Source organism: Alkalibacterium sp. f15 (genome assembly GCF_049389645.1).
Classification (GTDB): Bacteria; Bacillota; Bacilli; order Lactobacillales; family Carnobacteriaceae_A; genus Alkalibacterium.
On the sequence record NZ_CP186540.1, the window covers coordinates 1,835,654 to 1,858,304 of the forward strand.

Genomic DNA, 22,651 nt, shown 5'->3' on the forward strand with positions numbered 1-22,651 from the left:
TCAATTCTTTTTGATTTCACCAATTAGGTCATTGATCGCTTTAGAGGGTGATTTCCCTTTATTCAACGCAACACCAATGGGATAGTAATCATTTTTATCCTGCAGAGGGATCCATTTCAAACCTTCCAGTGCACCGATCGCCTTGTATTCGATCGGCAACAAACAGATGGAATCTAGCGTCTGCAAACTATACAGCAGTACCTGTAAATCGTCGTGATACATGACGATGTTCGGTTCAAAACCCAGATGACGGCTGCGGTCCAGAAGCATCTGACCAAGCATGAAGTTTTCGTTCAAAGTCGAGAACCGCTGCTCTCTCAGATTTTCAAACTTCAATACGTCTTTTTCAGATAAGGGGTTATTTTCCGGGACAACGACGTGCACGTTATAACCTTTGGTCGACGTGTTGAGTGCCTCGATCGAAATAGCATTCGACTGGGTGTTGGGAAAAGACACCAAGCCAATATCCAGTTCATCGTTTGCGAGCATTTCCTGGATTTTGCGGGACCCGTTTTGAGTGATGATCAAATCCACGTTCTGATGGGTCGCGATAAAATTGGAAATCTGCTGCATATACTGGATGGCAAACAAAATAGTGAGTCCTAAGCGTATCATTTCTTTCGAGTCCGTTCTCATGTGCTGGATTTCACTGACCAACGTATCAAAGTCAGTGACGATCTTCTCCCCTCGTGTATACAGAAGTTTACCTGACTGGGTGAGATTGAACGATTTGTCGTTTGGATCAAAGAGTTTGGTATTGAGTTCCGCTTCTAATTTTTTAATGGTGAACGAAAGTGTTGGCTGGGTAAGGAATAAGTTCCGAGCCGCTTGTGATAAATTTTTAGTGTTTGCAATTTCTATAAAGTATTTCAATTGTTTGATATCCAAGTCGATCCTCCTTCAACTAATGTGCTAATTGATTCATTATACAACAGAAATAATGAAAACGGTTAATATAGATTAGGAATTAAATGACTTCTTATAGTGCAATCGAATCAAGAAACGATGGCAATAAAAAATCTAAACATAGGGAAAGGACGTTATAGGAATGGAAATATTCAAAAGCTTGGAAGAACATGATTATGAACAAATGATCTTTATGCAGGATAAAGAGACAGGCTTGAAAGCTATCACATGTATTCATGATACGACTTTGGGCCCCGGTTTAGGCGGCACACGTTACTGGACATATGAAAATGAAGAAGATGCGATCGAAGATGTGCTCAGACTTGCGCGCGGGATGACATATAAAAACGCGGCAAGCGGCTTACCCATTGGGGGAGCTAAAACAGTTATCCTGAAAGATCCTAAAAACCAAGTGAGTAAAGAAGCGATGTTCAGAGCCTTTGGTCGGTTTGTGGAAGGGTTGAATGGCCGTTACATAACTGCCGCAGACGTCGGAACCACCGAAGTGGAAATGGATTATATCTACCAGGAAACGAACTACGTCGCAGGTACGGGACTCAAACCTGGAACTTCCGGCAATCCTTCACCATCCACAGCTCACGGTGTATATGTCGGGATGAAAGCCGCCGCGAAAAAAGCCTTCGGGTCGGATTCACTGCAAGGAAAATCGATCCTTGTAGAAGGTGTCGGAAAAGTGGGTTACTTGTTAGCTGAAGCCGCAATCAAAGAGGGTGCGAAAGTTTATGCGACTGATATTTTCGAAAGACCAAAAGAACGTGCTAGAGAGCTCGGCTGTGAAATCGTTGAAGCGGAGAGCATGTTCGACATCAAAATAGACATCTATGCGCCCTGTGCACTGGGTGCTTCTATCAATGACGAGAGTTTGAAAAAAATCGAAAAAGCCGGCATCAAGGTCATTGCCGGTGCAGCGAACAACCAGTTGGCTGAAACGCGTCATGGTGATAAGTTAGACGAAATGGGTATCGTTTACGCACCTGATTATATCCTGAATGCCGGCGGCGTTATCCAAGTCGCTGATGAATTCAACGGCGGCTACAACGCAGAACGTGCACGTAAATCAGTAAACAGAATCTATGACCAAATTGAAAAAGTATTCAAAATCGCCGAGCGGGACGGTATCCCAACCTATAAAGCGGCCGACATTTTAGCCGAAGAACGCATTACGGCAGTCAGAAATACGAAGAGTATCTTTGCACGCGACAGCAAATCGATTTTAAACCGTTAAAAGACAATTAGGATAGAAAAGAACCATCCCCAAAAGCAGGGAATGGTTCTTTTCTTGTTTTATCGTAATGAATTCTAAATAATGACTCAATCAGGTTATTATAAGCTCATTTTGTGTGAATCGTTGAGTTCGCTGATGGAATCAACCGGTGAACTCGATCTAGAACGACTATGAATGAAGTTCAATGAACGGATAGTCTAATGAACTTCATGTAGGGACGTTCTAAATCAAGTTCAAAGATCAAATAAGACAACGAACTTGATATAGAAGACTGATAAGTGAAGTTCACTACTTAATCAGCCTAACGAACTAAAATTAGAGCCATTTCCTGGAATATAAAGTTTATTCTTTTTTCTCGTACTCGAGTATATCACCGGGTTGACAGTCCAAGGCTTCACAAATAGCTTCTAAAGTAGAGAAACGGATGGCTACTGCCTTGCCGGTCTTTAATTTTGAAAGGTTGACGTTGGAGATGCCAACGTCGTCAGCTAAATCTTTAAGCGAAATTTTGCGGTCCGCCATGACGCGGTCCAACCTTACTACGATAGGCATATGAATCGTCCTCCTTTAAACCGTATCATCTGATAACTCCTGTAAACTGATGCCGTATGTTAAGACACCACTGACTATATAGAGAATCAGACCGATAAGAAAATCGGAAGAAAGCCCGAAATTAAAATAGAACCCTTCATCAGCACGCAAATTGACAATCAAGGAATAGAGTAACGGCATAATAATATCAGAAGCAATAAGGTAGAAACTGATCCACTTAACCGATTCGGCAAAGTCGAAGGTAAACGGTGTCTCACCATTTGCTATACGATTAAATAAAAAACTGCCTTTGAATAAGATGAAACTGTATACTGCGAGAAATAGTGGGGCCATAATTAGTGAAGTAAATGCATGTTCTGCTTCAGTAACACGTGAATCGTCTATCAAAAATCTTGAAGTTTCTGGCAAATCAACAGTGAAAGTTGCTCCTGAATCCGTAAAAAGCATTAATATCAGTCCAATTAGAATAATAGCAATACAAAATAGACCAATAAGCTGTAGGGCAAAAGAAAGAAATTTACTAACATTCCTAAAACGTTTGACGTTCATTAAACTCACTCCTTTTTTATGTACTTAGAATCTATATCTCATTATTTATATTTCCTTTCAAATTAAACCGTATCATCGGATAACTCCTGCAAACTGATGCCGTATTTTAAGACACCACTGACAGTATATAGAATCAAGCCGATCAGGAATGTGGAAGAGAGACCAAAATTGAAATAAAATCCTTCATCTGCCCGTATATTGATGATCAATGAGTAGAGCAGAGGCAGTATAATATCAAAAGCAATCAGTAACAAACTGATCCATTTTACCGATTCGGCAAAGTCGAAGGTAAACGGCGTCTCTCCATTTGCTAAACGATCAAACAAGAAACTGCCTTTAAATAAGATATAACAGTATACTGCGAGAAATAGTGGGGCCATAATTAGTGAAGTAAATGCATGATCTGCCTCTGTTACGCGCGAATCTTGAAAAGATATGAACGGATTTTCTGGCATATTTATAGTAAACGATGCTCCAGTATCTGCAAAAAGTGTTAATATCAGTCCGAGTATTAAAAAGGCAATAAAAACTGAACCTATTATTTTTAAAGTCCATGACAGTAATTTACTGACAGTCCGAAAACGTTTGATGTTCATGTGACTCACTCCTTTGTTCTATTTAAATAAAGTATATATCGATAATTAATACAAGTCAACAATTAATTATCGATAAACATTAATTGTTTCGTTTCAAGTATTAGATGTTTATGATGAAAATTCATATGCTATAATTTAAGTTAAGTATTGAAATACTGGAAGAATGGAGCGACTGGGATGAGGAAAGAGCTGTACCGTATTTTGGATGTTGAAGATGATGCCAGTATACAAAGTAAAACATATAATGTTGTCAATATTTTGATGATCGTGATCAGCGTGATTCCTTTGCTATTTAAAGAACAGACAATAACCCTTCTGAGATTAGAAATCATTGCGGTTGTTTTTTTCTCATTGGATTATATCTTTCGCTTTTTAACAGCGGACTTTAAGTTTCCTGAAAAAAAGTCACTGACGGCTTTTGTCAGTTATCCTTTTGCACCCTTTGCGATTATCGATCTTTTGTCGATCCTGCCATCACTCACATTTCTAAACCAATCGTTCCGGTTATTCAGATTATTGCGGTTGTCGCGATCATTGCGCGTGTTTAGAACGTTCAAGCTCTTTCGTTATTCCAAAAGTTTTGAATTATTGATTCAGGCCATTAAAAAACAGAAAGATTCATTGATGCTTGTAGGCGGGCTGATCATTATTTATATTTTCGTTGCAGCGCTCTTAGTCTTTAATGTTGAACCGCAAACTTTTCCAACGTTTATGGATGCTCTCAACTGGGCAACGAGTTCGTTAACAACGGTCACATACGGAGACGTTTACCCAACTTCGACATTAGGACAGCTGATTTCAATGCTTTCGAATGTAGTGGGTGTGATCATTATAGCCTTACCGACAAGTATCATTACTGCCGGCTATATCGAAGAACTGGAAGATAAAAAGCTAGAAAAATTGAAACTATAAATAATAAAACTGAAGATAAACTTATATAATAAGGAGACTTAAATTGCATTCAAAATTACTTGAAAAAAACGGACTAATAAACAAAGTTGCCGGCTCTGACTACAACTTCAGATATCAAAAAGCCGGGAACAAAATCGTTGAAGATGTCGATAAGCTCTTAACCGAAATGAATATCAAGCCTGCAGAAATATATACCGGCCAGCAGATGCATACTGACCATGTTGTGGTGGTAGATAGCGAGAACGGCGAAGACTTCATTTATGGCAAGACGTTCAAAGAAACGGACGGACTGATCACCAGCCGACCCAATGTCGCCTTACTTATTAAATACGCCGATTGTACCCCAATCGTATTGTTCGATCCCATAAAAAGCGTACAGGCCATCGTTCATTCCGGCTGGCGCGGCACCACGAAAAAAATCGCACTAAAAGCTATCGACAAAATGGAGACAGGATTTGGCTGTAAAAGAGAAGACATGCTCGTTTACGTCGGACCGTCGATCGATCAGGAAAATTATGAAGTCGGTCCAGAAGTATATGAAGCGTTCGAAGACTTTGAAAAAAGGGACAGCTTTTTCAAACCAAATGGAGAGAAATATAAAATGAGCATGACCGATGCAAATGTAGCGATTCTTATCGAAGCAGGTATTAAAGAAGAGAACATGGAAGTGGAGAGAACGTCCACCTATACTGATGAAACATTGCACTCGGCAAGACAAGAAGGAGCAGAGTATCAGCTGAATGGATTGCTGACGATGATTAAAAGCTGAGGATTCAATTTAATGAAGCAAAAAAAACACTAAGACATATGCGTCTTAGTGTTTTTACTGATTATAGCGTTTCAATACCGCACATAACAAACGGTAGCAAAGGGGCAATGTATTCCTCAGGACTTTCGCTGTGGTCGGATTCTGCCCAGTCATGGCTCATGCCTCTGACAGTTGCAGTCAACCATTTAGCCAATTTTTCCAATAACCTTGATTCGATAGAAGGGTTAGTCTGCGTCAGCTTTTTTGAAAAGATATTGACTAATTCTATTCTGATGATGGAATCAATCGTTTCGTTTTCTTCCTGATTGGCTGAATGGGCTTGAAGAGATGCTTCAAAACGAGTCAGTGATAAGAAGATTTCTTTGATCGTTTGTTCAAGCGTCAGTAATGATTTTTGTTTGTCACAGCCTAAATTCAAGGATAATTTTTCTTCAACGACTTTTTCGAGCAGGTCATACTTATCTAAAAAATGATTGTAAAAAGTCGCTCGATTGATCATGGCTTCTTCCGTAATATCTTTGACTGAAATATCCGAAAATGATTTTGACTGAGACAGTATAATAAAAGCGTCAGTAATCAACTTGTGTGTGCGCAATACACGAGGATCCGTTTTTGTCTGCATCGGGCACTTCTTCCTCCTTCTAAAAAGCCTTTAACTAGTATACAATTTTCTGAAAGTGTCACTTAAGCAACACTTCCACTATACTGTTGGTTTAATTATTAGTCAAGCTAACTTATAATAAGTAAAGTAATTGATTTACTAAGAGTTAGTTAATGAACGCATAGAATCTAGGAGGAATATTAATATGGTGAAAATAGGAGTTATTACTGGAAGCACACGGGACGCACGTGTCAACAAACAAGTCTCAGAATATATTTTGGAAAAAGCTAAGCATGTCGAAGGGGCAGAATTCGAGCTCGTTGATATCAAAGAGTACGACTTGCCAATGTTTAACGAGGCAATGCCACCGGCTATGGCTAATATGAATTATGACAAAGATGAAACTACTCGCTGGTCTGAAAAAATCGATTCATTGGATGGCTTTGTTTTTGTTACACCGGAATACAACAATGCGATCACGCCTTCACTGAAAAATGCCATCGATTACATCGGCCCTGAATGGGGAAACAAGGCAGCCGGCATCGTCGGATACGGTTCAACTTTAGGCGTGGCGGCAACCTTAAATCTGCGTGCGATTTTATCTAATATCAACGTGGCAACAGTCGCACCAGTCGGCGGATTCAGCTTGTTTACAGATTTTGAGGAAATGTCGACCTTCCGTCCATCAGAAATTCACAACCCAACGATCCAAGCAGTACTTGAAACAACCGTTGCCTGGAGCAAAGGCTTAAAATCGATTCGTGCTTAATTTAATATGATTTGAAGGTGAACAGGATCGTCCTGTTCACCTTTTATTAATGATTTTATAGTTGAGGTTGATTTGAAAGAGTAATTAATAGAGTTTGCGTGCCCTTGGCAGAAGTAAAAATGTGACGAAGGTCACGCGCGGAGCGAAAGCCTGCCCTTCGCACGAGCAAAGAGGAAACGAAGGTCACGCAAGGAGCGAAAGCGTTCCCTTCGCACGAGCAAAGAAGAGCCGAAGGTCACACAAAGGGGCAATGCGTGCCCTTCGCATAAAGAAAGAGAAGACGAAGGTCACACACGGAGCAAATGCGTGCCCTTCGCACGAACAAAGAGGAGACGAAGGTCACACAAAGAGGCGATGCGTGCCCTTGGCACGAGCAAAGAGAAGACGAAGGTCACGCGCGGAGCGAATGCGTGCCCTTCGCACGAGCAAAGAAGAGACGAAGGTCACGCAAAGAGGCGATGCGTGACCTTCGCACGAGCAAAGAGAAGACGAAGGTCACACAAGGAGCGAAAGCGTGCCCTTCGCACGAGCAAAGAGGAAACGAAGGTCACGCACGGAGCGAAAGCGTGCCCTTCGCAAGAGCAAAGAAGAGACGAAGGTCACGCAAAGAGGCGATGCGTGCCCTTCGTGCGAGCAAAGAGGAAACGAAGGTCACACAAAGAGGTAATGCGTACCCTTCGCACGAGCAAAGAGGAAACGAAGGTCACGCACGGAGCGAAAGCGTGCCCTTCGCATAAAGAAAAAGGAGGCGAAGGTCACGCAAGGAGGCAATGCGTGCCCTTCGCACGAACAAAGAGGAAACGAAGGTCACACACAGAGGCAATGCGTGCCCTTCGCACGAGCAAAGAGAAGACGAAGGTCACGCACGGAGCGAAAGCGTGCCCTTCGCACGAGCAAAGAGGAGCTGAAGGTCACGCAACGAGTCACTTCGTCTTTTATACGAATAAAATCCCTAATGTTGTGAGCAATCGTTAAGCGATTGCTTTCATTCTAGTATAGATGGATAAAAAGGAAAGGGCACCGGCCCTTTCTTTTTTTCCTTATCTTTCCAGCACATCAAAAGTTAAGGTTGATTAATCTGATCAAGAAGGCCCGTTGATGACAATCAACTGATCACGAGGAAGCATTAAGGATATGTTTTTCAGATTGTTTTCGTTGATACCTATAATTTAGATGGTTTGATTCGTTCAACGTCCTCCTGAGATCACTCATATGACAGTCTAGTTTTCTTCTTACTAATCTTACGCTAATTATTAAAGACATTATATTTTAAGACGACATGATAAAAAAATGACCTTGAATTTTCACATATAAACTTAGATAATAGACTGGTGGAGCTAAGATTGAATAGGCGTGAATTGAAATGCCTGAGTAAGGAGACGGATATGAAGGATAAAACAAATAAATGGTTGGTCAGGGGCTTGATCATTAGTGCTGTAGTAATGATTGTGGGTTTCTTTTTGTATGTAAATCTCGTGCCTCTTCAAGATGTTGGCACTTATTCTCCTCAAGAGTTAAGAGCTGTTCATAAAGAATTAGCCATTAATTATCCGCTGGGAAGTTTTCTCTTGAATCTAGGATTTTTAGGCTTTTCTTCGACACTCTTGGCTTTGGTTTTAAGACAGATCATCACATTCATAAAAAAGAAAGAATAGGTTGTACTGTTTTGCAAAGTTGGCTTCTTTCGTTATTATTAAATCAAGAAGGGATTCTTAATTAGATAAATTTGATGGAGGGATTTCAATGTTCAATGCATTCGAAAAAATATTCACAGTCAAAGAAACAGAAACAGCTGAAGCAGTGGGGTCGGGGGGATTGCCCGTATTATCGACACCACACATGATCGCCTACATGGAAAACACGGCCATGACTCTGCTGGCGTCCGAATTGAATGAAAATGATACGTCTGTCGGGATGGAGATCAACGTCAAGCACCTGGCACCAACAGCCGTAAACAAAGTGGTTTCAGTTGAAGCCAAACAAACGGATAAAAGCGGCAAAGTCTTTACTTATGAGATAGAAGCCTATGTGGATAAAGAATTGATCGGAAAAGCGACACATAAAAGAGCGATTGTGGATAGAGAAAAATTCATGAGTAAAATCATATAAAAGATTTAGTATACAGCCAACAAAGCATAACGGATTAGCTTTGTCAGGCTGTATAGAATTTTTGATGACACAATCTATCAAAAGGTTACCTGATTGTAAATAGGATTGACAAACGGGTCATTAAATGACAAACTGGATTTAGTTAATGAAAACGTTAACACGGAAATAACGAAAGCGAAATTCTAAAAGGTAAAGTTCTGAAAATAAAAATATACGAAATAAAAGGGGATAGAAATGGTAAAGACGATGGCGATCAATGCCGGTAGTTCCAGCTTGAAGTGGAAATTATATGACATGCCTGAAGAGGTAGTTGTTGCTTCTGGAATTATTGAACGCATTGGAGAAAAAGATTCGATTTTCAGCATTAATTACAATGAAGACAAACAGTTGAAAAGCACTGTTACTATCACGGATCATGAAGAAGCAGTTCAAATGTTACTCAAGCAATTAATAGAGCTCTCAGTTCTGACTGGTTATGATGAAATTAGTGGCGTAGGTCATAGAGTAGCGGCAGGTGGAGAGTATTTCAGTGATTCGGTCGTTGTTACAGCAGATGTGCTTCAGAAGATTGAATTGTTGTCTGAATTGGCTCCTTTACATAATCCGGCCAATGCTACGGGGATCAGAGCCTTTAAAAAAATATTGCCTGATATAACGAGTGTTGCTGTATTTGATACTTCTTTTCATCAGACAATGGATAAAGTTCACTTTTTATACAGTATCCCTTATGAGTATTACCAAAAACATAATGCTAGGAAATACGGCTACCATGGGACTAGTCACAAATATGTGTCTCTTAGAGCAGCCGAAATGCTCGATAGGCCGATAGAAGATTTGAAAATCATCTCCTGCCATTTAGGAAACGGCGCTTCGATCTGTGCCATTAAAGGCGGGGAATCTGTAGACACCTCAATGGGCTTTACGCCTTTAGCAGGTTTGACGATGGGGACACGTTCAGGTGATGTTGATGTATCCTTGTTGCCTTTTATTATGGAAAAGGAAAACATAAAAACCATAGCAGAAATGATTGAAATATTGAATAGTGAGTCAGGATTGAAAGGTATATCTGGAATTTCCAACGATATGAGAGACCTTAAAGCCGTGCAAGCGACTGATGAAAGAGCTTCTCTAGCTCTGGAAATGTTTAAAGATCGAATAAAAAAATACATTGGTTCGTATGCTGCCACGTTGAATGGAGTGGATGCCATCGTTTTCACAGCAGGGATAGGCGAGAACGATATCACTTTGAGAAAAGAAATAAGTGAAGAATTGTCCTTTCTCGGTATAGAAATAGACGAAGAGAAAAACGATTGCCGAGGAAAAGAGAAAATAATATCATCTGAAACATCAAAAGTAAAAGTATTGCTTATTCCTACTGACGAAGAAGCTATGATCGCGCAGGATGTCGAACGGCTAAAAGAAACAAGTGTATATAGTTAAAATAAGGTATGGAATTGAATATAATTACAAGGTTCTAACAAATGTTATTTTCGATCCGATATCATTTGAAAACAGTCAGAAATACTTTACACTAGAGGTAATATAAACTAAAGGAGTGTAGTGAATGGAACAGACAGTGTATACCAATTATTGGCAAAATCGACTGACAGGCGTGAAAAAGAAACATGGTAGTTACGCAAGTGAAGAAGAAGCGATAAATGGAATCAAAGCCTGGTGGGAACTGCACAACGAATATTACCCTCATGCTGAATACAAACGGACCAATTCAGGCGCTCTGGAAATTATTTATAACGATGATAATTATATTTACCGCATAGAGAAAAGGAAAACAGAAAATCCATTACCCAAAGCAAAAGCTAAACCAAGAAATAAAAACGAAGTTGCTTCGATCAGAGAAAAATATGGCTTGCATGATGAAGCTTTACTATATGAGGAACTAGCCGAACCTTACCGTGATCGCTTGATGCTGGCAATGAATGACAGTAAGAAATTACACCAGTATGTGTTCGATTTAGAAGGTCGGCCAATCAAAAAATTTAATGATAGATAAATAGTCACCGAAGAACTCCAAGCGATTATGTCCTTGGGGTTCTTTTTACATATAGGATGTCATTATTCCAGATGAGCTTGTTGGATGCTATAATTAATATAAAGATGTAGGTAGGTGTCTTGATATATCACAGAAATCAAGCTGATACAGATAAATTCAATTAAAATACTTTGATAGAAAAGGATGGAAACACATGGGAACTAATTATCAACGCTTTATGCACGCCTTCAATGAGTTACATAATGTGATTGCCAAAAAAGTGAACAGAGATCCGGAGACCAACTTTGGAGAACTTATGGGCGTAGCCGCAAAAATCGAGATAAGGTCATTGAAAAATATGTAGATGAAATTGATTTTTACCGTGAATTCAGAAACTTACTCACGCACAATACGATAAACGGAGATGAGGCGATCGCGCAACCGAGTGATTCTCTTGTTGAGCAAATCGAAATGATCACAGAAAAAATCAAGTACAGTAAACGTGTGAAAGATGTCTTTTTAAAACGCGTCCGGACTTTTGACGTCAATGATCCACTTGAAAAAGTGCTGGAGGTCATTAATCATGTCCGTTATACACAATTTCCCGTATTTGATGGGGATAACCTGGTCGGTATCATATCTTCCATTGGAGTAACGAAATATTTAGCCAAAGCGATGAACCAGGATATTCGGTCCATAAAAAATACAACGGTCAAGCATATTTTAGAAGTTGAAGATGAACAGAATTTTTATGAAGTCATCTCTTCTGATAAATCCATCTTTGATATCGAAGAAATTTTTTCTGAGCGTATCAAGGAAGGGCGAACGACGTATATCTTACTCATTGCTAAAGGTGAAAAGATCAATAAGAAAAGTGATTTGATCGGCATCATTACGCCCTGGGATATTCCGAGAGTCGTGGCAAACAAATAAAAAGTTGCTGGGGAGGTGAGAGTAAATGTCTATTGCATCTTTAGGGCTTAAATTAGGAGCTACCCTTCACAACACGTTACGAGACAAAGACTTAGAGGTAGATCCAGAGATTCAGGCTCATTATGATATAGAGTACGGAATATCAAAAAAATACAACAGTCTGGATGTCTACTATCCAAAAGGGACAAATGAAAAGTTACCTGTCATCGTTAATTTTCACGGTGGCGGCTATGCATACGGCACAAAAAAGACGTACTTATATTACGGTATGTTTTTAGCCAAACAGGGTTTCGTGTTTGTAAACGCCAGTTACCAACTGGCACCTAAGAAAAAATACCCGACACAGCTGGGAGAACTAAACCAGGTGATGGAGTGGGTAGTGGCCAACCATGAGACGTATTATATGGACGTATCCAATCTGTTCATTGTCGGTGATTCTGCCGGCGCACAGTTGGCCCTTCAGTACAGTACGCTTTATTCCAATCCACACTATGCTGAATTGTTTGCCTTTAATCCACCTGAGAATTTCACTCTTAAAGGAGTGGCTTTAAACTGCGGTATGTATAACATTTACAACAAGTTGGCCTCATTAGATAAAGAGAATAATGGACATGCTGACGTAGAGCTGGCTCTTTTGCTTAAAGCCTACTTAGGCAAAGACTGGCGACAATATGAAGACCAGTTAGCGACACATGACTATATCACAGAAGCCTTTCCGCCCGCTTATTTAATGACAGCTGAATATGATTTCTTGAGAAAAGAAACATTACCGATGGTTGAAGTATTAAAACAACATGGTGTAAATGTAACATATAAAAAACACGGAGAGCCCGGTCAGAAGCAGTATGTCCACATATTCCATTGTAATCTGGGTCTTGACGAGGCGAAGGAAGCGAATAGAATGCAGTGTGATTATTTTAAATCGTTGATCAGATAATTAAAAGAGAGCTGAACCAAAATCTGGTTCAGCTCTCTTTTAACGATTAGTCTTCTTTTAGTTTTTCTTCCCATAGTGCGTTGCGTTCTTCAAACGAGACCTCTTTATGCACCTGATGCAGCAGCCACTGATAGCCGTACGGATCGACGAATAGGGCATTAGACACGCCGAAGTCTGGGATCTCAGTGATGGGTTGAATAGTCGTACACCCAGCATCCAAGGCTTTGCTGAACGTTTCTGCGATATTTGGAACAGTTACGTTAAGCCACATCGGCAGTAAGCTGTTTTCACTCGGTGCTTTCAGACCTACATCAGTATTTTCATCCAGCATGTGAATCTTCAGATCATAAAGTTTGAAGATGACTTCATTTTGTCCTCTGTCAAAACCAGTGACTTCTATACGCTCAAGTTCAAAGATTTGTTCATAGAGTTTTAAAGCTTCAAGACTATCAGGAACGACCATATCCAGTTCAATGCCAACCATTATTATTCCTCCTTTAGGTGTTTTGTTCTTATGATTTTATTTTGCCATTTATGATTGATATAAGCAACTAAAGCGGGAGGGAGCTGCTTGAAATAATGCGTTAATTCCTTATAATTTTCGCCGTACCAGTTTCGTTTGTCCTCGTCCGAGCTCAGCTCATCCGCATTCTTCAGACAGCTGTCGTAGTGTCTGTTCACAAACGCTTTTACGAGAGAGTCTTTATTCTGCATAAAATCAGCGAGCGTTTTTTCCAATTCATCGCCCTCTGCAACGAGAAATGAATTGTTACGGGACAGCTCGACTGTTTGGGATAAGGCCTCTTCAGCTTGAGTCAAGTAAGTGAAAAGAGTCTCGGGATCGGTCGTTTCTTCTACATAACACATCGCTTGATTATAGTCTTTGATGCCCAGGTGAGCGTCCCCGCGTAAAGTCATCACTTCGCCGTAAGTCGCTTGTTCGACAACTAGTTGTTCCTCAATCGTTTTTGTATCAATGGACTCTTTACCAGTTAGTTTCCGGAAGAAGCGTTCAATAGGAGAGGCAACCGCTACCTCTTTTTCAACTGTTCTGTACTTGGTGTACACGATTTCATTCCAGTCAGCAGTTTGCCTGGCGGGGCTTTTTTTAGATGACGAAGAGGTGCCAATGCCCGTCAGCGGGTTCACCCCGACGGTCGTTTTGTTATAGACTTTATTGTAAAGGGCCTTTTTAGGATCTCGGATGTAGCCGATCCCTTTTTTTCCATAGAAGGGATCGATTTGTCTTTTGACTTGGCGTTTCCATTTGCCAGTGGTCCCTGTTTTAAGTGACTTTTTCAGACTAGTTTTGCGGATACCGACCTTCATGTGACCACTCCTCGTATTGTAAGCTCATTTTACCATAGTTGATTTCTAAGAGACAAAAAAGATTGAGTGCATTCCTTTTCGTTCATTGGGTTGAATAACGTATAATTAATCTATGAATAACGCTTTGAAGGAGGGCTAAGTATGTTTACGGATCGACGCTTGACTGAAGCGTATGAAAAAGCAAAAAATGTTTATTTTGATGACGACTCACGCATAGTGTTTATGAGTGATGCACATCGGGGAGACGGTAGTGTCTCAGATGAATTTTTGAAAAGCCGCAATATTTTTGTGCACGCTTTAAATGAGTATTATGCAAATGATTATACGTTTATTGAAATTGGTGACGGTGAAGAGTTGCTTGAGTATTCAGAGTTTGAATACATAAAAAATGCCCATCCAGATGTGTATGCAATGATTAAAAATTTTTATGACAATGATCGCTACATTCGGATATTCGGTAACCATGACATTTATCTGAAGAATCCGAAATATGTTCAAAAAAACTTGGACATCAACTATGATGAATTCACGGAAACTTTTTTTGATTTTTTGAAAGGCATCGAACCGCTGGAAGCGATTATATTGAAACATCGCTTAACAAGTCAGGAGTTGTTTGTCATTCACGGTCATCAGGGTGATGCACCTAATGATCAATTCTGGTTTTTCACCATGCTTACAATCAAATATTTCTGGCGGTTTTTCCACCGCTTTGGCATGAAAAATCCGGCAAGTCCGGTAAAAAATGTTTCCAGACGTCATAAAATCGAACGCAACTACAGTAAATGGATCATTGAGCATCAGCGGCCGCTGATCTGCGGGCACACGCACCGTTTTAAATTTCCTAAAGATAAAACAATCCCTTATTTCAATACAGGGTGCGGGATTTATCCAGCCAGTATCACAGCGATCGAGCTTACTGAAGGCATGATCCGCTTAGTGCGTTGGAAAGAATATGTCAATGATAGGGGCTTCTTATACATCAAGCGTGAAACGATGAGAGGGCCCGAACCGATCGAGGCTTTTGATACAAGAAAACCTCAGCCGGTAGTGGAGTATTTGTCTGAGCTTAAAAAGCAGCGCGCGAAAAAAACGCGGGAAGAACGTGCGGCCTTTAGAGAAGAAGAGATGCGTGAAGATGTTGATTGAGCATGATACGATGAAGCTTGAAAAAATGCAGGAAAAAGATATCCTTCAGGTTGCTGAGCTTTTAAGTAACGCGTTTGCGGAAAAATTTACGGAAGAGACGGGTTTATCCAAAGAAACAGCCAAAAGACTCATGAAGCTGCTCTGGTTAGAAGAATATGAGATGTTTGGGATGCAGCCTTACGTTTTGAAAGAAGCTGACGAAGTGGTGGGGGGGTTCGGCGTTACGCTGAACCAACGGAAAAAAATAACTGTTTCTTTTGTTGCAAAAGTGCTGGCAGCCGTTCGTGTCTTGGGAATGAAGCAGCTGCTACTTTTCGTTAAAGAAGCAGCGAAAACTAACCGCGACCCAGACAGAGATGAACTCTATATTGACTTTATCGCTGTGAAGGAATCCAGACGGAATCAACACATCGGTCACCGATTGATGGAAGAAATCGAGCAGTTAAAAGAAAAGCATGCCGAGACCCTGAAATTAAGTTTGTACGTACTGAAAGACAATGAACGTGCTAGGCATTTATACACGAAATACGGCTTTGAAGAATGTCGTGAACATGAACGTAAGTCCTACTATTTTATGGTTAAAAAATAAAGTGCATTTATAAATGACGGACTGAAGCATCCAGAATATTGGATGCTTTATTTATTTTTAGAACATTTGATAAGTCCTACTATTTTTTAATCTGATTTTTTGCTATAGTGGGGTAATGACAAATAACATGTCAAACAAATAGAAAATTGAAGGAGGGAGTCCAGATGGAGAAAAGAGAACATTATGGATTAAGTACAGCTATTTCGATGATCGTCGGAATAAGTATCGGTTCGGGAATATTTTTCAAATCCGATGATATATTACAGGCAACCGGTGGGAGTGTCTGGTTAGGCATCTTAGTCTTCCTGATTGGTGCATTCTGTGTTATTTTTGGCAGTATTACGATGTCTCAATTAGCAAGCCGATCCCAAAAAAGAGGAGGAGTCATCTCCTACTATGAAGAGTTTGTTTCACCCCGTTTTGCGAGTGCCTTTGGGTGGTTTCAACTGTTCGTTTATTTTCCAACCATTACGGCTGTGGTGAGTTGGGTTTCAGGTATTTATACTATTTCTTTATTGAATGTGACTCCTACGCTGGAACTACAAACATTACTGGGATTTGGTTATTTAAGCTTTTTCTTCTTAATGAATTATATGTCGTATAAACTTGGTGGTCGTTTTCAAAACGTCACGACTGTTGTAAAAATGATTCCTTTAATTGGGGTCGCATTGATCGGTTTATTCTGGTCACAAGGAACACCTGCTTTACCTGAAGGGGTTGCAGTAGTAGAATCCAGTGCTGTTGGCTGGGGCTTCCTGGCTGCACTGGCACCGATCGCCTTTTCATTTGACGGGTGGATCGTGTCAACTTCCATCACGCAGGAAGTGAAGCAGCATCATAAAAACATGCCGATCGCCTTGACGGTTGGACCGCTTATAGTACTCGGTGTGTATCTGGCCTTTTTCTTAGGTATGATTGCCATTGTCGGGACAGAATATATTTTATCCGCAGGAGATCAGGCCATCAGTCAAATTGGTTACTCCATATTTGGCGCAAGTGGAGAGAAAATCCTCTTGACCTTTGTCTTGATAGCCATCCTAGGCGTGGTCAACGGCATCTCACTTGGATACATTCGATTGCCGCAAACATTGGCATCTAAAAGTATGATACCTTTTAGTGGAAAGATTGCCCAAATTAGTGATAAAGAAGGACTGTCACCTTATGCTGCGCTATCTGCCTATTTGATCACCGTCTTTTGGCTGGTCGTGCATTACTTGACCATGAGATTTGATGTATTAGCGGGCGGAGACATCAGTGAAATCGCGATCGTCTTCAGTTACGTGGCATACATTTTACTTTACGTTAAAGTCATGGGATTGAAAAAAACTGGTATCATCAAGAGCACCTTTTTAGGGACCGTTGCACCTGTTTTAGGCGTCATCGGCTCACTTGTCATCTTACTTGGGGGTGTTATCTCCAACCCGGTCTACAGTCCAGTGTTCTTGCTTTTCTCAGGAGCTGTCTGTGTACTAGGTTATCTGTATGGCGTTAGAGGTAATAGCGGCGAGGATATGTCGCTGTGATCAAGAGAGAGTTCTGTGCAGAAAACTTTACGCATGTACCTGAAGCGATTGAATTGGGGATCGAGCGTATTGAACTGTGCGACAACCTGGCTGTGGGTGGAACGACACCGACAGACGCTGTTCAGTTAGAAACCATAAGGTACGCGCATCCACGTGGCGTTGAAGTCGTCTCCATGATCAGACCGCGCGGTGGATCGTTCGTTTATAGCGAGACTGAAAAAAGTCAAATGCTTGAGCAAGCTATGCAGGCAATAAAGAATGGTTCCGATGGCATTGTTTTTGGCTGTTTAACAGAGCAGGGAGACATTGATAAATCGTTTGTAGAAACACTGATCCGCATTTCCGGATCCAGACAAAGCGTTTTCCATATGGCTTTTGATGCTATCTCAAAAGAAAAACAACCCGAAGCATTAGACTGGTTGATCGAGGCCGGGTGTACCCGACTACTGACCAGAGGCGGGACGGTCGGAACTGCCCTGCAGCATAAAGCAGTCATTAATGAACTGATCGAACGAGCCGGATCACAGATGGAAATTCTGCCCGGTGGCGGTATTACTCATGAGAACCTGGATGAAGCTAAGGCGGAGATCCATGCGACTCAATTTCATGGAACCCAAATCGTACCATTGACTCACATTAAATAATTTCAATAAAAAGTGTTGACAGATGATCGAGTAATCTGTTAAGATTCTAATCATTAAAGGAAAACAAAAAAATAATGAGAAATAAATGAGCGTTGAAAAGATAAGTACAGATCAGAGTATCATCTCAGAGAGCTTCCGTTGGGTGAAAGGGAGCATGATAATCGATTTGGAAAATGGTCTTTGAGCAGAAGTAGTGAGTGATGTCATGAGCTATTTCCGGTTGCACCCGGTACAGTGCCACAGTATGCAGGAGCCGTTTTGGACTTTTAAGTACTGGTAGAGGTTGTTTTAGTAATAAAACAACAAACAAAGGTGGAACCGCGCTAACTTAACTAAATTAGTCGCCCTTTTTGAGTCAGAGGACTCGAAAAGGGCGTTTTTTATTGTCTGAAACAATTGGAAGGAGTGAGACGATTGATTACATTAAAGGGAATTAATAAAACATATGAAAGTAAGGCCGGTCGTTTTGAAGCGGTTAAAGAAGTGAATCTAACCATAAATAAAGGTGAAATTTTTGGCTTTGTAGGTTATTCAGGAGCAGGTAAGAGTACGCTCCTTCGCTTGATAAACGGACTGGAATTACCATCAGCAGGAACGGTGCAACTGGAGGACAAACTATTATCCGAACTAAATAAAAAAGCGATTCGGAAGGAACGTCATTCGATCGGTATGATTTTTCAGCACTTCAATCTTCTTTGGAGTCGAACGGTGCTAGAAAATGTGATGTTTCCGCTGGAAATTGCCAAAGCAGATAAAGAAAAACGCATCAAAAAAGCGAAAGACTTGATTCAACTGGTTGGATTGTCAGGCAAGGAGAATGCCTATCCTGCACAATTGAGTGGAGGGGAAAAACAGCGTGTCGGTATTGCCAGAGCACTAGCGAACGATCCAAAAGTGCTACTCAGTGATGAAGCTACGAGTGCCTTGGATCCGCAGACGACCGATGAAGTGTTGGAGCTGCTTGAAAAAATCAATCGAGAACTGAACGTCACGATCGTTTTGATCACACATGAGATGGAAGTGGTTCGAAAAATTTGTAACCGCGTCGCTGTGATGGACTCAGGCGTCATTGTTGAAGAAGGGCTGGTTTTAGATGTCTTCAAGCATCCCAAACATCCGGTGACCCAGCGTTTTGTCAAACAAGACCGGGAGATCGACAGCAAAGAAACATTAGAAGCTTTAAAAGAACTGCAGGCACTCTACCCGGACGGCAATATCGTCCAGCTCCTGTTTGAAGGCGGAAACGTGAACGTACCGATCATCACGCAGGTCAGTCGGGAGACTGGGGTCGACGTTAATATCATTCAAGGCAGCATCCAGTCCACGCATGAAGTACCGATGGGGACGCTAGTGGTGCAGCTGCTCGGGACAAAGGACGAACGTCAGGCTGCTTTAAATTTACTGGCTACGTATCCAATCGAAGTGGAGGTGCTCGGACATGCTGACTAATACAATTCAAACGGGAAATATCTTTCTAGACTATTTAGATTTTGAATCGATCGCCTGGGACCGGGTCTGGGTCGCAACGAGAGAAACACTTTACATGACCAGTATTTCGGTTATCGCTGTTTTTTTCTTAGGGATCTTGCTCGGGTTACTATTGTATGAGACCCGAAACAGTTCGTCAACATTCGCCGTCATTTTATATAAAGTTGTCGCCTTTTTAGTCAATGTGTTTCGCTCGATTCCTTTTATCATTTTGATTGTCTTGCTGATACCTTTTACAAAAGCGATAGTGGGAAGTATGACAGGACCGACTGCGGGCTTACCTGCACTCATCTTGTCAGCCGCACCGTTTTATGGACGACTGGTTGAAACCGGTTTGAGAGAAGTGGATAAAGGGGTCATCGAAGCCGCTGAAGCGATGGGCTCAACCAAATGGGAAATCATCAAAAAAGTGTATATCCCGGAAAGTCTGCCAAATATTGTTGCAGGCATTACAGTCACAGCTATTTCACTTGTAGGTTACACAGCCATGGCAGGTGTGATCGGTGCAGGTGGCTTAGGGAATCTCGCTTATCTAGAAGGGTTCCAACGCAGTCGCCCGAACGTCACTCTCGTAGCGACAGTGATCATCTTACTCATCGTGTTCATTATTCAATTTATCGGAGACACATGGGTCACAAAAATTGATAAACGGTAATAAAGGATTTATAAAAATGAAAAATAAGAATTAAGGGGAGAAAGATGATGAAAAAAATTAATGGGATAGTTCTTTTAAGCAGTGCCTTACTATTAGCAGCATGTGGTAACGGAGAAGAAAGTATTGAAGAGTCACAGACTTTGACGGTTGGGGCAACGAATGTCCCACATGCCGAAATTTTAGAATTTGCAAAACCTCTGTTGGCAGAAGAAGGGATCGAGTTAACAATCGAGACCTACAATGATTATGTCATTCCAAACTTAGCTCTGTCTGATGGCGATTTGGATGCCAACTACTTCCAGCATGTGCCTTATTTCGAAGGACAAGTGGCAGAGAATAATTACGATTTCGTCAACGCTGGGGGCATTCATTTGGAACCACTGGGGGCTTATTCTAACCGCTATGATGATTTAAGCGACTTACCTGAAGGGGCAACCGTTCTGACCAGTAACAGTGTCGCCGATCACGGTCGTGTCTTGAGTGTCCTGGTTGATGCCGGACTGATCGAAGTCGATGACTCGGTTGAATTGGTGGATGCTACCTTTGATGATATCACTGCAAATGACCTCAATCTGCAATTTGAATATGAATACGATGCGGCTCTACTGCCAACACTTTATGCAGAAGATGAAGGGGACTTGTTCTTTATCAACTCCAACTTCGCAGTTGACCAGGGAATCAGCCCAGTTGATGACTCTATTGCCTTGGAAAACACTTCATCACCTTATGCCAATATCATTGCCGTCCGTTCAGAAGACGAAAATGATGAACGCATTGCCAAACTCGTCGAAGTGTTACGTTCAGAAGAAACGCAGGAATTCATCCTGGAAACATGGGATGGCGCTGTCCTTCCAGTGGATGAGTAACAGATAAAACTGTAAAGATTAAATTTCCCCAAAGATTCGATGCTTATCTTTACTTCCTTCCTGGCTTCTTTAAAATAGGAGATAAGGAAAGAGTAAGAGCTAGACGAAGGGAAGAGTAATTAGATGAGTAAAGTATATATCGCAGGTGCAAAACGCACGCCGATCGGTTCATTCTTAGGCGCTTTGAAAGATGTGTCAGCGTCAGAACTTGGCAGCTATGCAATCAAAGGTGTGCTCGAACAAAGCGGGATCAGACACGAAGACATCGACGAAGTGGTGCTGGGGAACGTTTTGCCAGCCGGACAAGGGCAGGGCGTTGCCCGTCAGGCATCGATCAAGGCAGGTATTCCAGTCGAAGTTCCCGCTTATTCGTTGAACATGGTCTGCGGCAGTGGTCTGAAAACCGTGATCAATGCGTATCTGGGTGTCAAATCGGGAGAGTATCAGGCAATCGTTGCCGGCGGAACAGAATCCATGAGTCAGGCACCTTACCTTATTCCCGGCAGCACGCGTGCGGGACACAAGATGGCTGAATACAAAGTGGGCGACCATATGCTGGATGATGCCTTGACCGATGCTTTTGAAGGCTATCATATGGGGGTAACGGCTGAAAACATTGTCGAACGCTATGGTATCACCCGTGAAGAGCAGGATCGTTTTGCGATCACGTCTCAAAAACGCGCAATCGAAGCGATAGATAACGGCTCATTCAAGGACGAAATCGTTCCGGTGGAAACCAGCGTCCGTCGCGAAACAGTTGTAGTCGATACGGATGAATACCCTAACCGTAAAACGACGGAAGACAAGCTGAACAGCCTGCGTCCGGCTTTCAAAAAAGACGGGTCTGTGACGGCCGGAAATGCATCCGGTATTAACGATGGCGCCAGCGCCACCTTAATCGTTGGCGAAGAATACATGAAAGCGAACGGTTTGAAACCACTAGTTGAAATTGTAGCCGTCGGCCAGGGTGGTGTGGATCCCTCTGTTATGGGACTTGGTCCGACGCCGGCGATCAAGCAGGCGATGAAAAAAGCTGGCATCGACTTCAAAGATATCGATATTTTCGAGCTGAATGAAGCATTCGCTTCACAAAGTTTGGGCGTCTTGAAAGAAATAACTGATGCCTTTGACGTCAGCAAAGACTACATGCTCGAACGCACGAATCTGAACGGGGGAGCGATCGCTTTAGGCCATCCCGTGGGTGCCAGTGGGAACCGTATTCTAGTGACACTGATTCATGCCCTGAAACAGCGCGGGTTGAAGTATGGTCTGGCATCGCTCTGCATCGGTGGCGGTATGGGTGTCGCGGTCCTCGTTAAAAATACAGATTCAGAATAAACATGTTGACAAGTGGTCGGCCCCGATATATTATTGAGTTGAGAAAACTAAATAGTCTTCAGGGCAGGGTGTAAGTCCCTACCGGTGGTAAAGCCCACGAGCCGCAAGGCAGATTCGGTCAAATTCCGAAGCCGACAGTATAGTCTGGATGAAAGAAGACAGTATAAATGACACAACTATGAGTCTAAATGATCCAAACGGATT

General features: G+C 41.7%; 26 protein-coding genes, 1 riboswitch and 1 other annotated feature. Of the genes, 19 read left to right on the top strand and 7 right to left on the bottom strand.

Annotation, left to right across the window (positions count from 1 at the left end; translation table 11 throughout):
* Positions 1–888, bottom strand: coding sequence for a LysR substrate-binding domain-containing protein (locus tag ACO1PF_RS08900; RefSeq protein WP_423188702.1), 888 nt, complete (start codon positions 886–888; stop codon positions 1–3).
* 160 nt (positions 889–1,048) lie between these two features.
* Between ACO1PF_RS08900 and ACO1PF_RS08905 the strand changes: the two genes are divergently transcribed.
* Complete coding sequence (locus ACO1PF_RS08905; protein WP_423188703.1) at positions 1,049–2,152, top strand: Glu/Leu/Phe/Val family dehydrogenase; 1,104 nt, start codon at positions 1,049–1,051, stop codon at positions 2,150–2,152.
* 342 nt (positions 2,153–2,494) lie between these two features.
* On the opposite strand, the gene ACO1PF_RS08910 is transcribed toward ACO1PF_RS08905, so the two are convergent.
* The 3 genes from ACO1PF_RS08910 to ACO1PF_RS08920 form a co-directional block, all read right to left on the bottom strand.
* Entirely contained in the window at positions 2,495–2,704 is a 210-nt protein-coding gene (locus ACO1PF_RS08910) for a helix-turn-helix domain-containing protein (RefSeq protein WP_423188704.1), read from the bottom strand.
* 15 nt (positions 2,705–2,719) lie between these two features.
* Entirely contained in the window at positions 2,720–3,253 is a 534-nt protein-coding gene (locus ACO1PF_RS08915; RefSeq protein WP_423188705.1) for a hypothetical protein, read from the bottom strand.
* Between the two features lie 62 nt (positions 3,254–3,315).
* Positions 3,316–3,849: a DUF2975 domain-containing protein gene (locus tag ACO1PF_RS08920; protein WP_423188706.1), complete on the bottom strand. Its 534-nt coding sequence runs from the start codon at positions 3,847–3,849 to the stop codon at positions 3,316–3,318.
* Between the two features lie 177 nt (positions 3,850–4,026).
* Here ACO1PF_RS08920 and ACO1PF_RS08925 point away from each other — a divergent pair, with 177 nt between their 5' ends.
* Both ACO1PF_RS08925 and pgeF read left to right on the top strand, forming a co-directional pair.
* Positions 4,027–4,761: an ion transporter gene (locus ACO1PF_RS08925; RefSeq protein ID WP_423188707.1), complete on the top strand. Its 735-nt coding sequence runs from the start codon at positions 4,027–4,029 to the stop codon at positions 4,759–4,761.
* A gap of 43 nt (positions 4,762–4,804) precedes the next feature.
* On the top strand, positions 4,805–5,530 hold the full coding sequence (gene pgeF, locus ACO1PF_RS08930) for a peptidoglycan editing factor PgeF (protein WP_423188708.1): 726 nt from the start codon (positions 4,805–4,807) through the stop codon (positions 5,528–5,530).
* A gap of 61 nt (positions 5,531–5,591) precedes the next feature.
* Here pgeF and ACO1PF_RS08935 read toward each other — a convergent pair whose 3' ends face one another.
* Complete coding sequence (locus ACO1PF_RS08935; protein WP_423188709.1) at positions 5,592–6,152, bottom strand: TetR family transcriptional regulator; 561 nt, start codon at positions 6,150–6,152, stop codon at positions 5,592–5,594.
* A gap of 184 nt (positions 6,153–6,336) precedes the next feature.
* Here ACO1PF_RS08935 and ACO1PF_RS08940 point away from each other — a divergent pair, with 184 nt between their 5' ends.
* The 8 genes from ACO1PF_RS08940 (at position 6,337) to ACO1PF_RS08975 (ending at position 12,869) form a co-directional block, all read left to right on the top strand.
* A complete protein-coding gene (locus tag ACO1PF_RS08940) occupies positions 6,337–6,900 on the top strand; it encodes an NADPH-dependent FMN reductase (protein ID WP_071848211.1) in 564 nt (187 codons plus the stop codon).
* A gap of 1,385 nt (positions 6,901–8,285) precedes the next feature.
* The gene (locus tag ACO1PF_RS08945) at positions 8,286–8,555 is read left to right on the top strand and encodes a hypothetical protein (protein ID WP_423188710.1); all 270 of its coding nucleotides are present in this window, start codon (positions 8,286–8,288) and stop codon (positions 8,553–8,555) included.
* 88 nt (positions 8,556–8,643) lie between these two features.
* Complete coding sequence (locus ACO1PF_RS08950) at positions 8,644–9,009, top strand: thioesterase family protein (protein ID WP_423188711.1); 366 nt, start codon at positions 8,644–8,646, stop codon at positions 9,007–9,009.
* A 234-nt stretch (positions 9,010–9,243) separates the two neighbouring features.
* Positions 9,244–10,449, top strand: a complete 1,206-nt coding sequence (locus ACO1PF_RS08955) for an acetate/propionate family kinase (RefSeq protein ID WP_423188712.1) — start codon at positions 9,244–9,246, stop codon at positions 10,447–10,449.
* 124 nt (positions 10,450–10,573) lie between these two features.
* Positions 10,574–11,020 (top strand): hypothetical protein, encoded by a 447-nt coding sequence (locus ACO1PF_RS08960; RefSeq protein ID WP_423188713.1) that lies wholly within the window; start codon positions 10,574–10,576, stop codon positions 11,018–11,020.
* A gap of 193 nt (positions 11,021–11,213) precedes the next feature.
* Complete coding sequence (locus tag ACO1PF_RS08965; RefSeq protein WP_423188714.1) at positions 11,214–11,363, top strand: hypothetical protein; 150 nt, start codon at positions 11,214–11,216, stop codon at positions 11,361–11,363.
* 107 nt (positions 11,364–11,470) lie between these two features.
* Positions 11,471–11,932 (top strand): CBS domain-containing protein, encoded by a 462-nt coding sequence (locus tag ACO1PF_RS08970; RefSeq protein ID WP_423188715.1) that lies wholly within the window; start codon positions 11,471–11,473, stop codon positions 11,930–11,932.
* A 25-nt stretch (positions 11,933–11,957) separates the two neighbouring features.
* Positions 11,958–12,869, top strand: a complete 912-nt coding sequence (locus tag ACO1PF_RS08975; RefSeq protein ID WP_423188716.1) for an alpha/beta hydrolase — start codon at positions 11,958–11,960, stop codon at positions 12,867–12,869.
* A gap of 46 nt (positions 12,870–12,915) precedes the next feature.
* Here ACO1PF_RS08975 and ACO1PF_RS08980 read toward each other — a convergent pair whose 3' ends face one another.
* Entirely contained in the window at positions 12,916–13,353 is a 438-nt protein-coding gene (locus tag ACO1PF_RS08980; RefSeq protein ID WP_423188717.1) for a VOC family protein, read from the bottom strand.
* A gap of 2 nt (positions 13,354–13,355) precedes the next feature.
* A complete protein-coding gene (locus tag ACO1PF_RS08985) occupies positions 13,356–14,198 on the bottom strand; it encodes a hypothetical protein (protein ID WP_423188718.1) in 843 nt (280 codons plus the stop codon).
* Between the two features lie 141 nt (positions 14,199–14,339).
* On the opposite strand from ACO1PF_RS08985, the gene ACO1PF_RS08990 reads away from it, so the two are divergent.
* The 8 genes from ACO1PF_RS08990 (at position 14,340) to ACO1PF_RS09025 (ending at position 22,447) form a co-directional block, all read left to right on the top strand.
* Positions 14,340–15,344, top strand: coding sequence for a serine/threonine protein phosphatase (locus ACO1PF_RS08990; protein WP_423188719.1), 1,005 nt, complete (start codon positions 14,340–14,342; stop codon positions 15,342–15,344).
* The gene (locus tag ACO1PF_RS08995) at positions 15,334–15,933 is read left to right on the top strand and encodes a GNAT family N-acetyltransferase (protein WP_423190536.1); all 600 of its coding nucleotides are present in this window, start codon (positions 15,334–15,336) and stop codon (positions 15,931–15,933) included. The genes ACO1PF_RS08990 and ACO1PF_RS08995 overlap by 11 nt, the downstream gene beginning before the upstream one ends.
* Positions 15,934–16,097: 164 nt before the next feature.
* Positions 16,098–17,456: an APC family permease gene (locus ACO1PF_RS09000; RefSeq protein WP_423188720.1), complete on the top strand. Its 1,359-nt coding sequence runs from the start codon at positions 16,098–16,100 to the stop codon at positions 17,454–17,456.
* Positions 17,453–18,100: a copper homeostasis protein CutC gene (locus ACO1PF_RS09005; RefSeq protein ID WP_423188721.1), complete on the top strand. Its 648-nt coding sequence runs from the start codon at positions 17,453–17,455 to the stop codon at positions 18,098–18,100. Before ACO1PF_RS09000 ends, ACO1PF_RS09005 begins: the two co-directional genes overlap by 4 nt.
* 83 nt (positions 18,101–18,183) lie before the next feature.
* Positions 18,184–18,452 (top strand) — a binding site (T-box leader).
* Positions 18,453–18,514: 62 nt separating this feature from the next.
* Positions 18,515–19,549: a methionine ABC transporter ATP-binding protein gene (locus tag ACO1PF_RS09010; protein ID WP_423188722.1), complete on the top strand. Its 1,035-nt coding sequence runs from the start codon at positions 18,515–18,517 to the stop codon at positions 19,547–19,549.
* Positions 19,539–20,243, top strand: coding sequence for a methionine ABC transporter permease (locus ACO1PF_RS09015; protein ID WP_423188723.1), 705 nt, complete (start codon positions 19,539–19,541; stop codon positions 20,241–20,243). The genes ACO1PF_RS09010 and ACO1PF_RS09015 overlap by 11 nt, the downstream gene beginning before the upstream one ends.
* A gap of 47 nt (positions 20,244–20,290) precedes the next feature.
* Positions 20,291–21,109: a MetQ/NlpA family ABC transporter substrate-binding protein gene (locus ACO1PF_RS09020; protein ID WP_423188724.1), complete on the top strand. Its 819-nt coding sequence runs from the start codon at positions 20,291–20,293 to the stop codon at positions 21,107–21,109.
* A gap of 123 nt (positions 21,110–21,232) precedes the next feature.
* A complete protein-coding gene (locus tag ACO1PF_RS09025) occupies positions 21,233–22,447 on the top strand; it encodes an acetyl-CoA C-acetyltransferase (protein ID WP_423188725.1) in 1,215 nt (404 codons plus the stop codon).
* A gap of 50 nt (positions 22,448–22,497) precedes the next feature.
* A riboswitch (FMN riboswitch) is annotated at positions 22,498–22,611 on the top strand.
* The last annotated feature ends 40 nt before the right edge of the window (positions 22,612–22,651 follow it).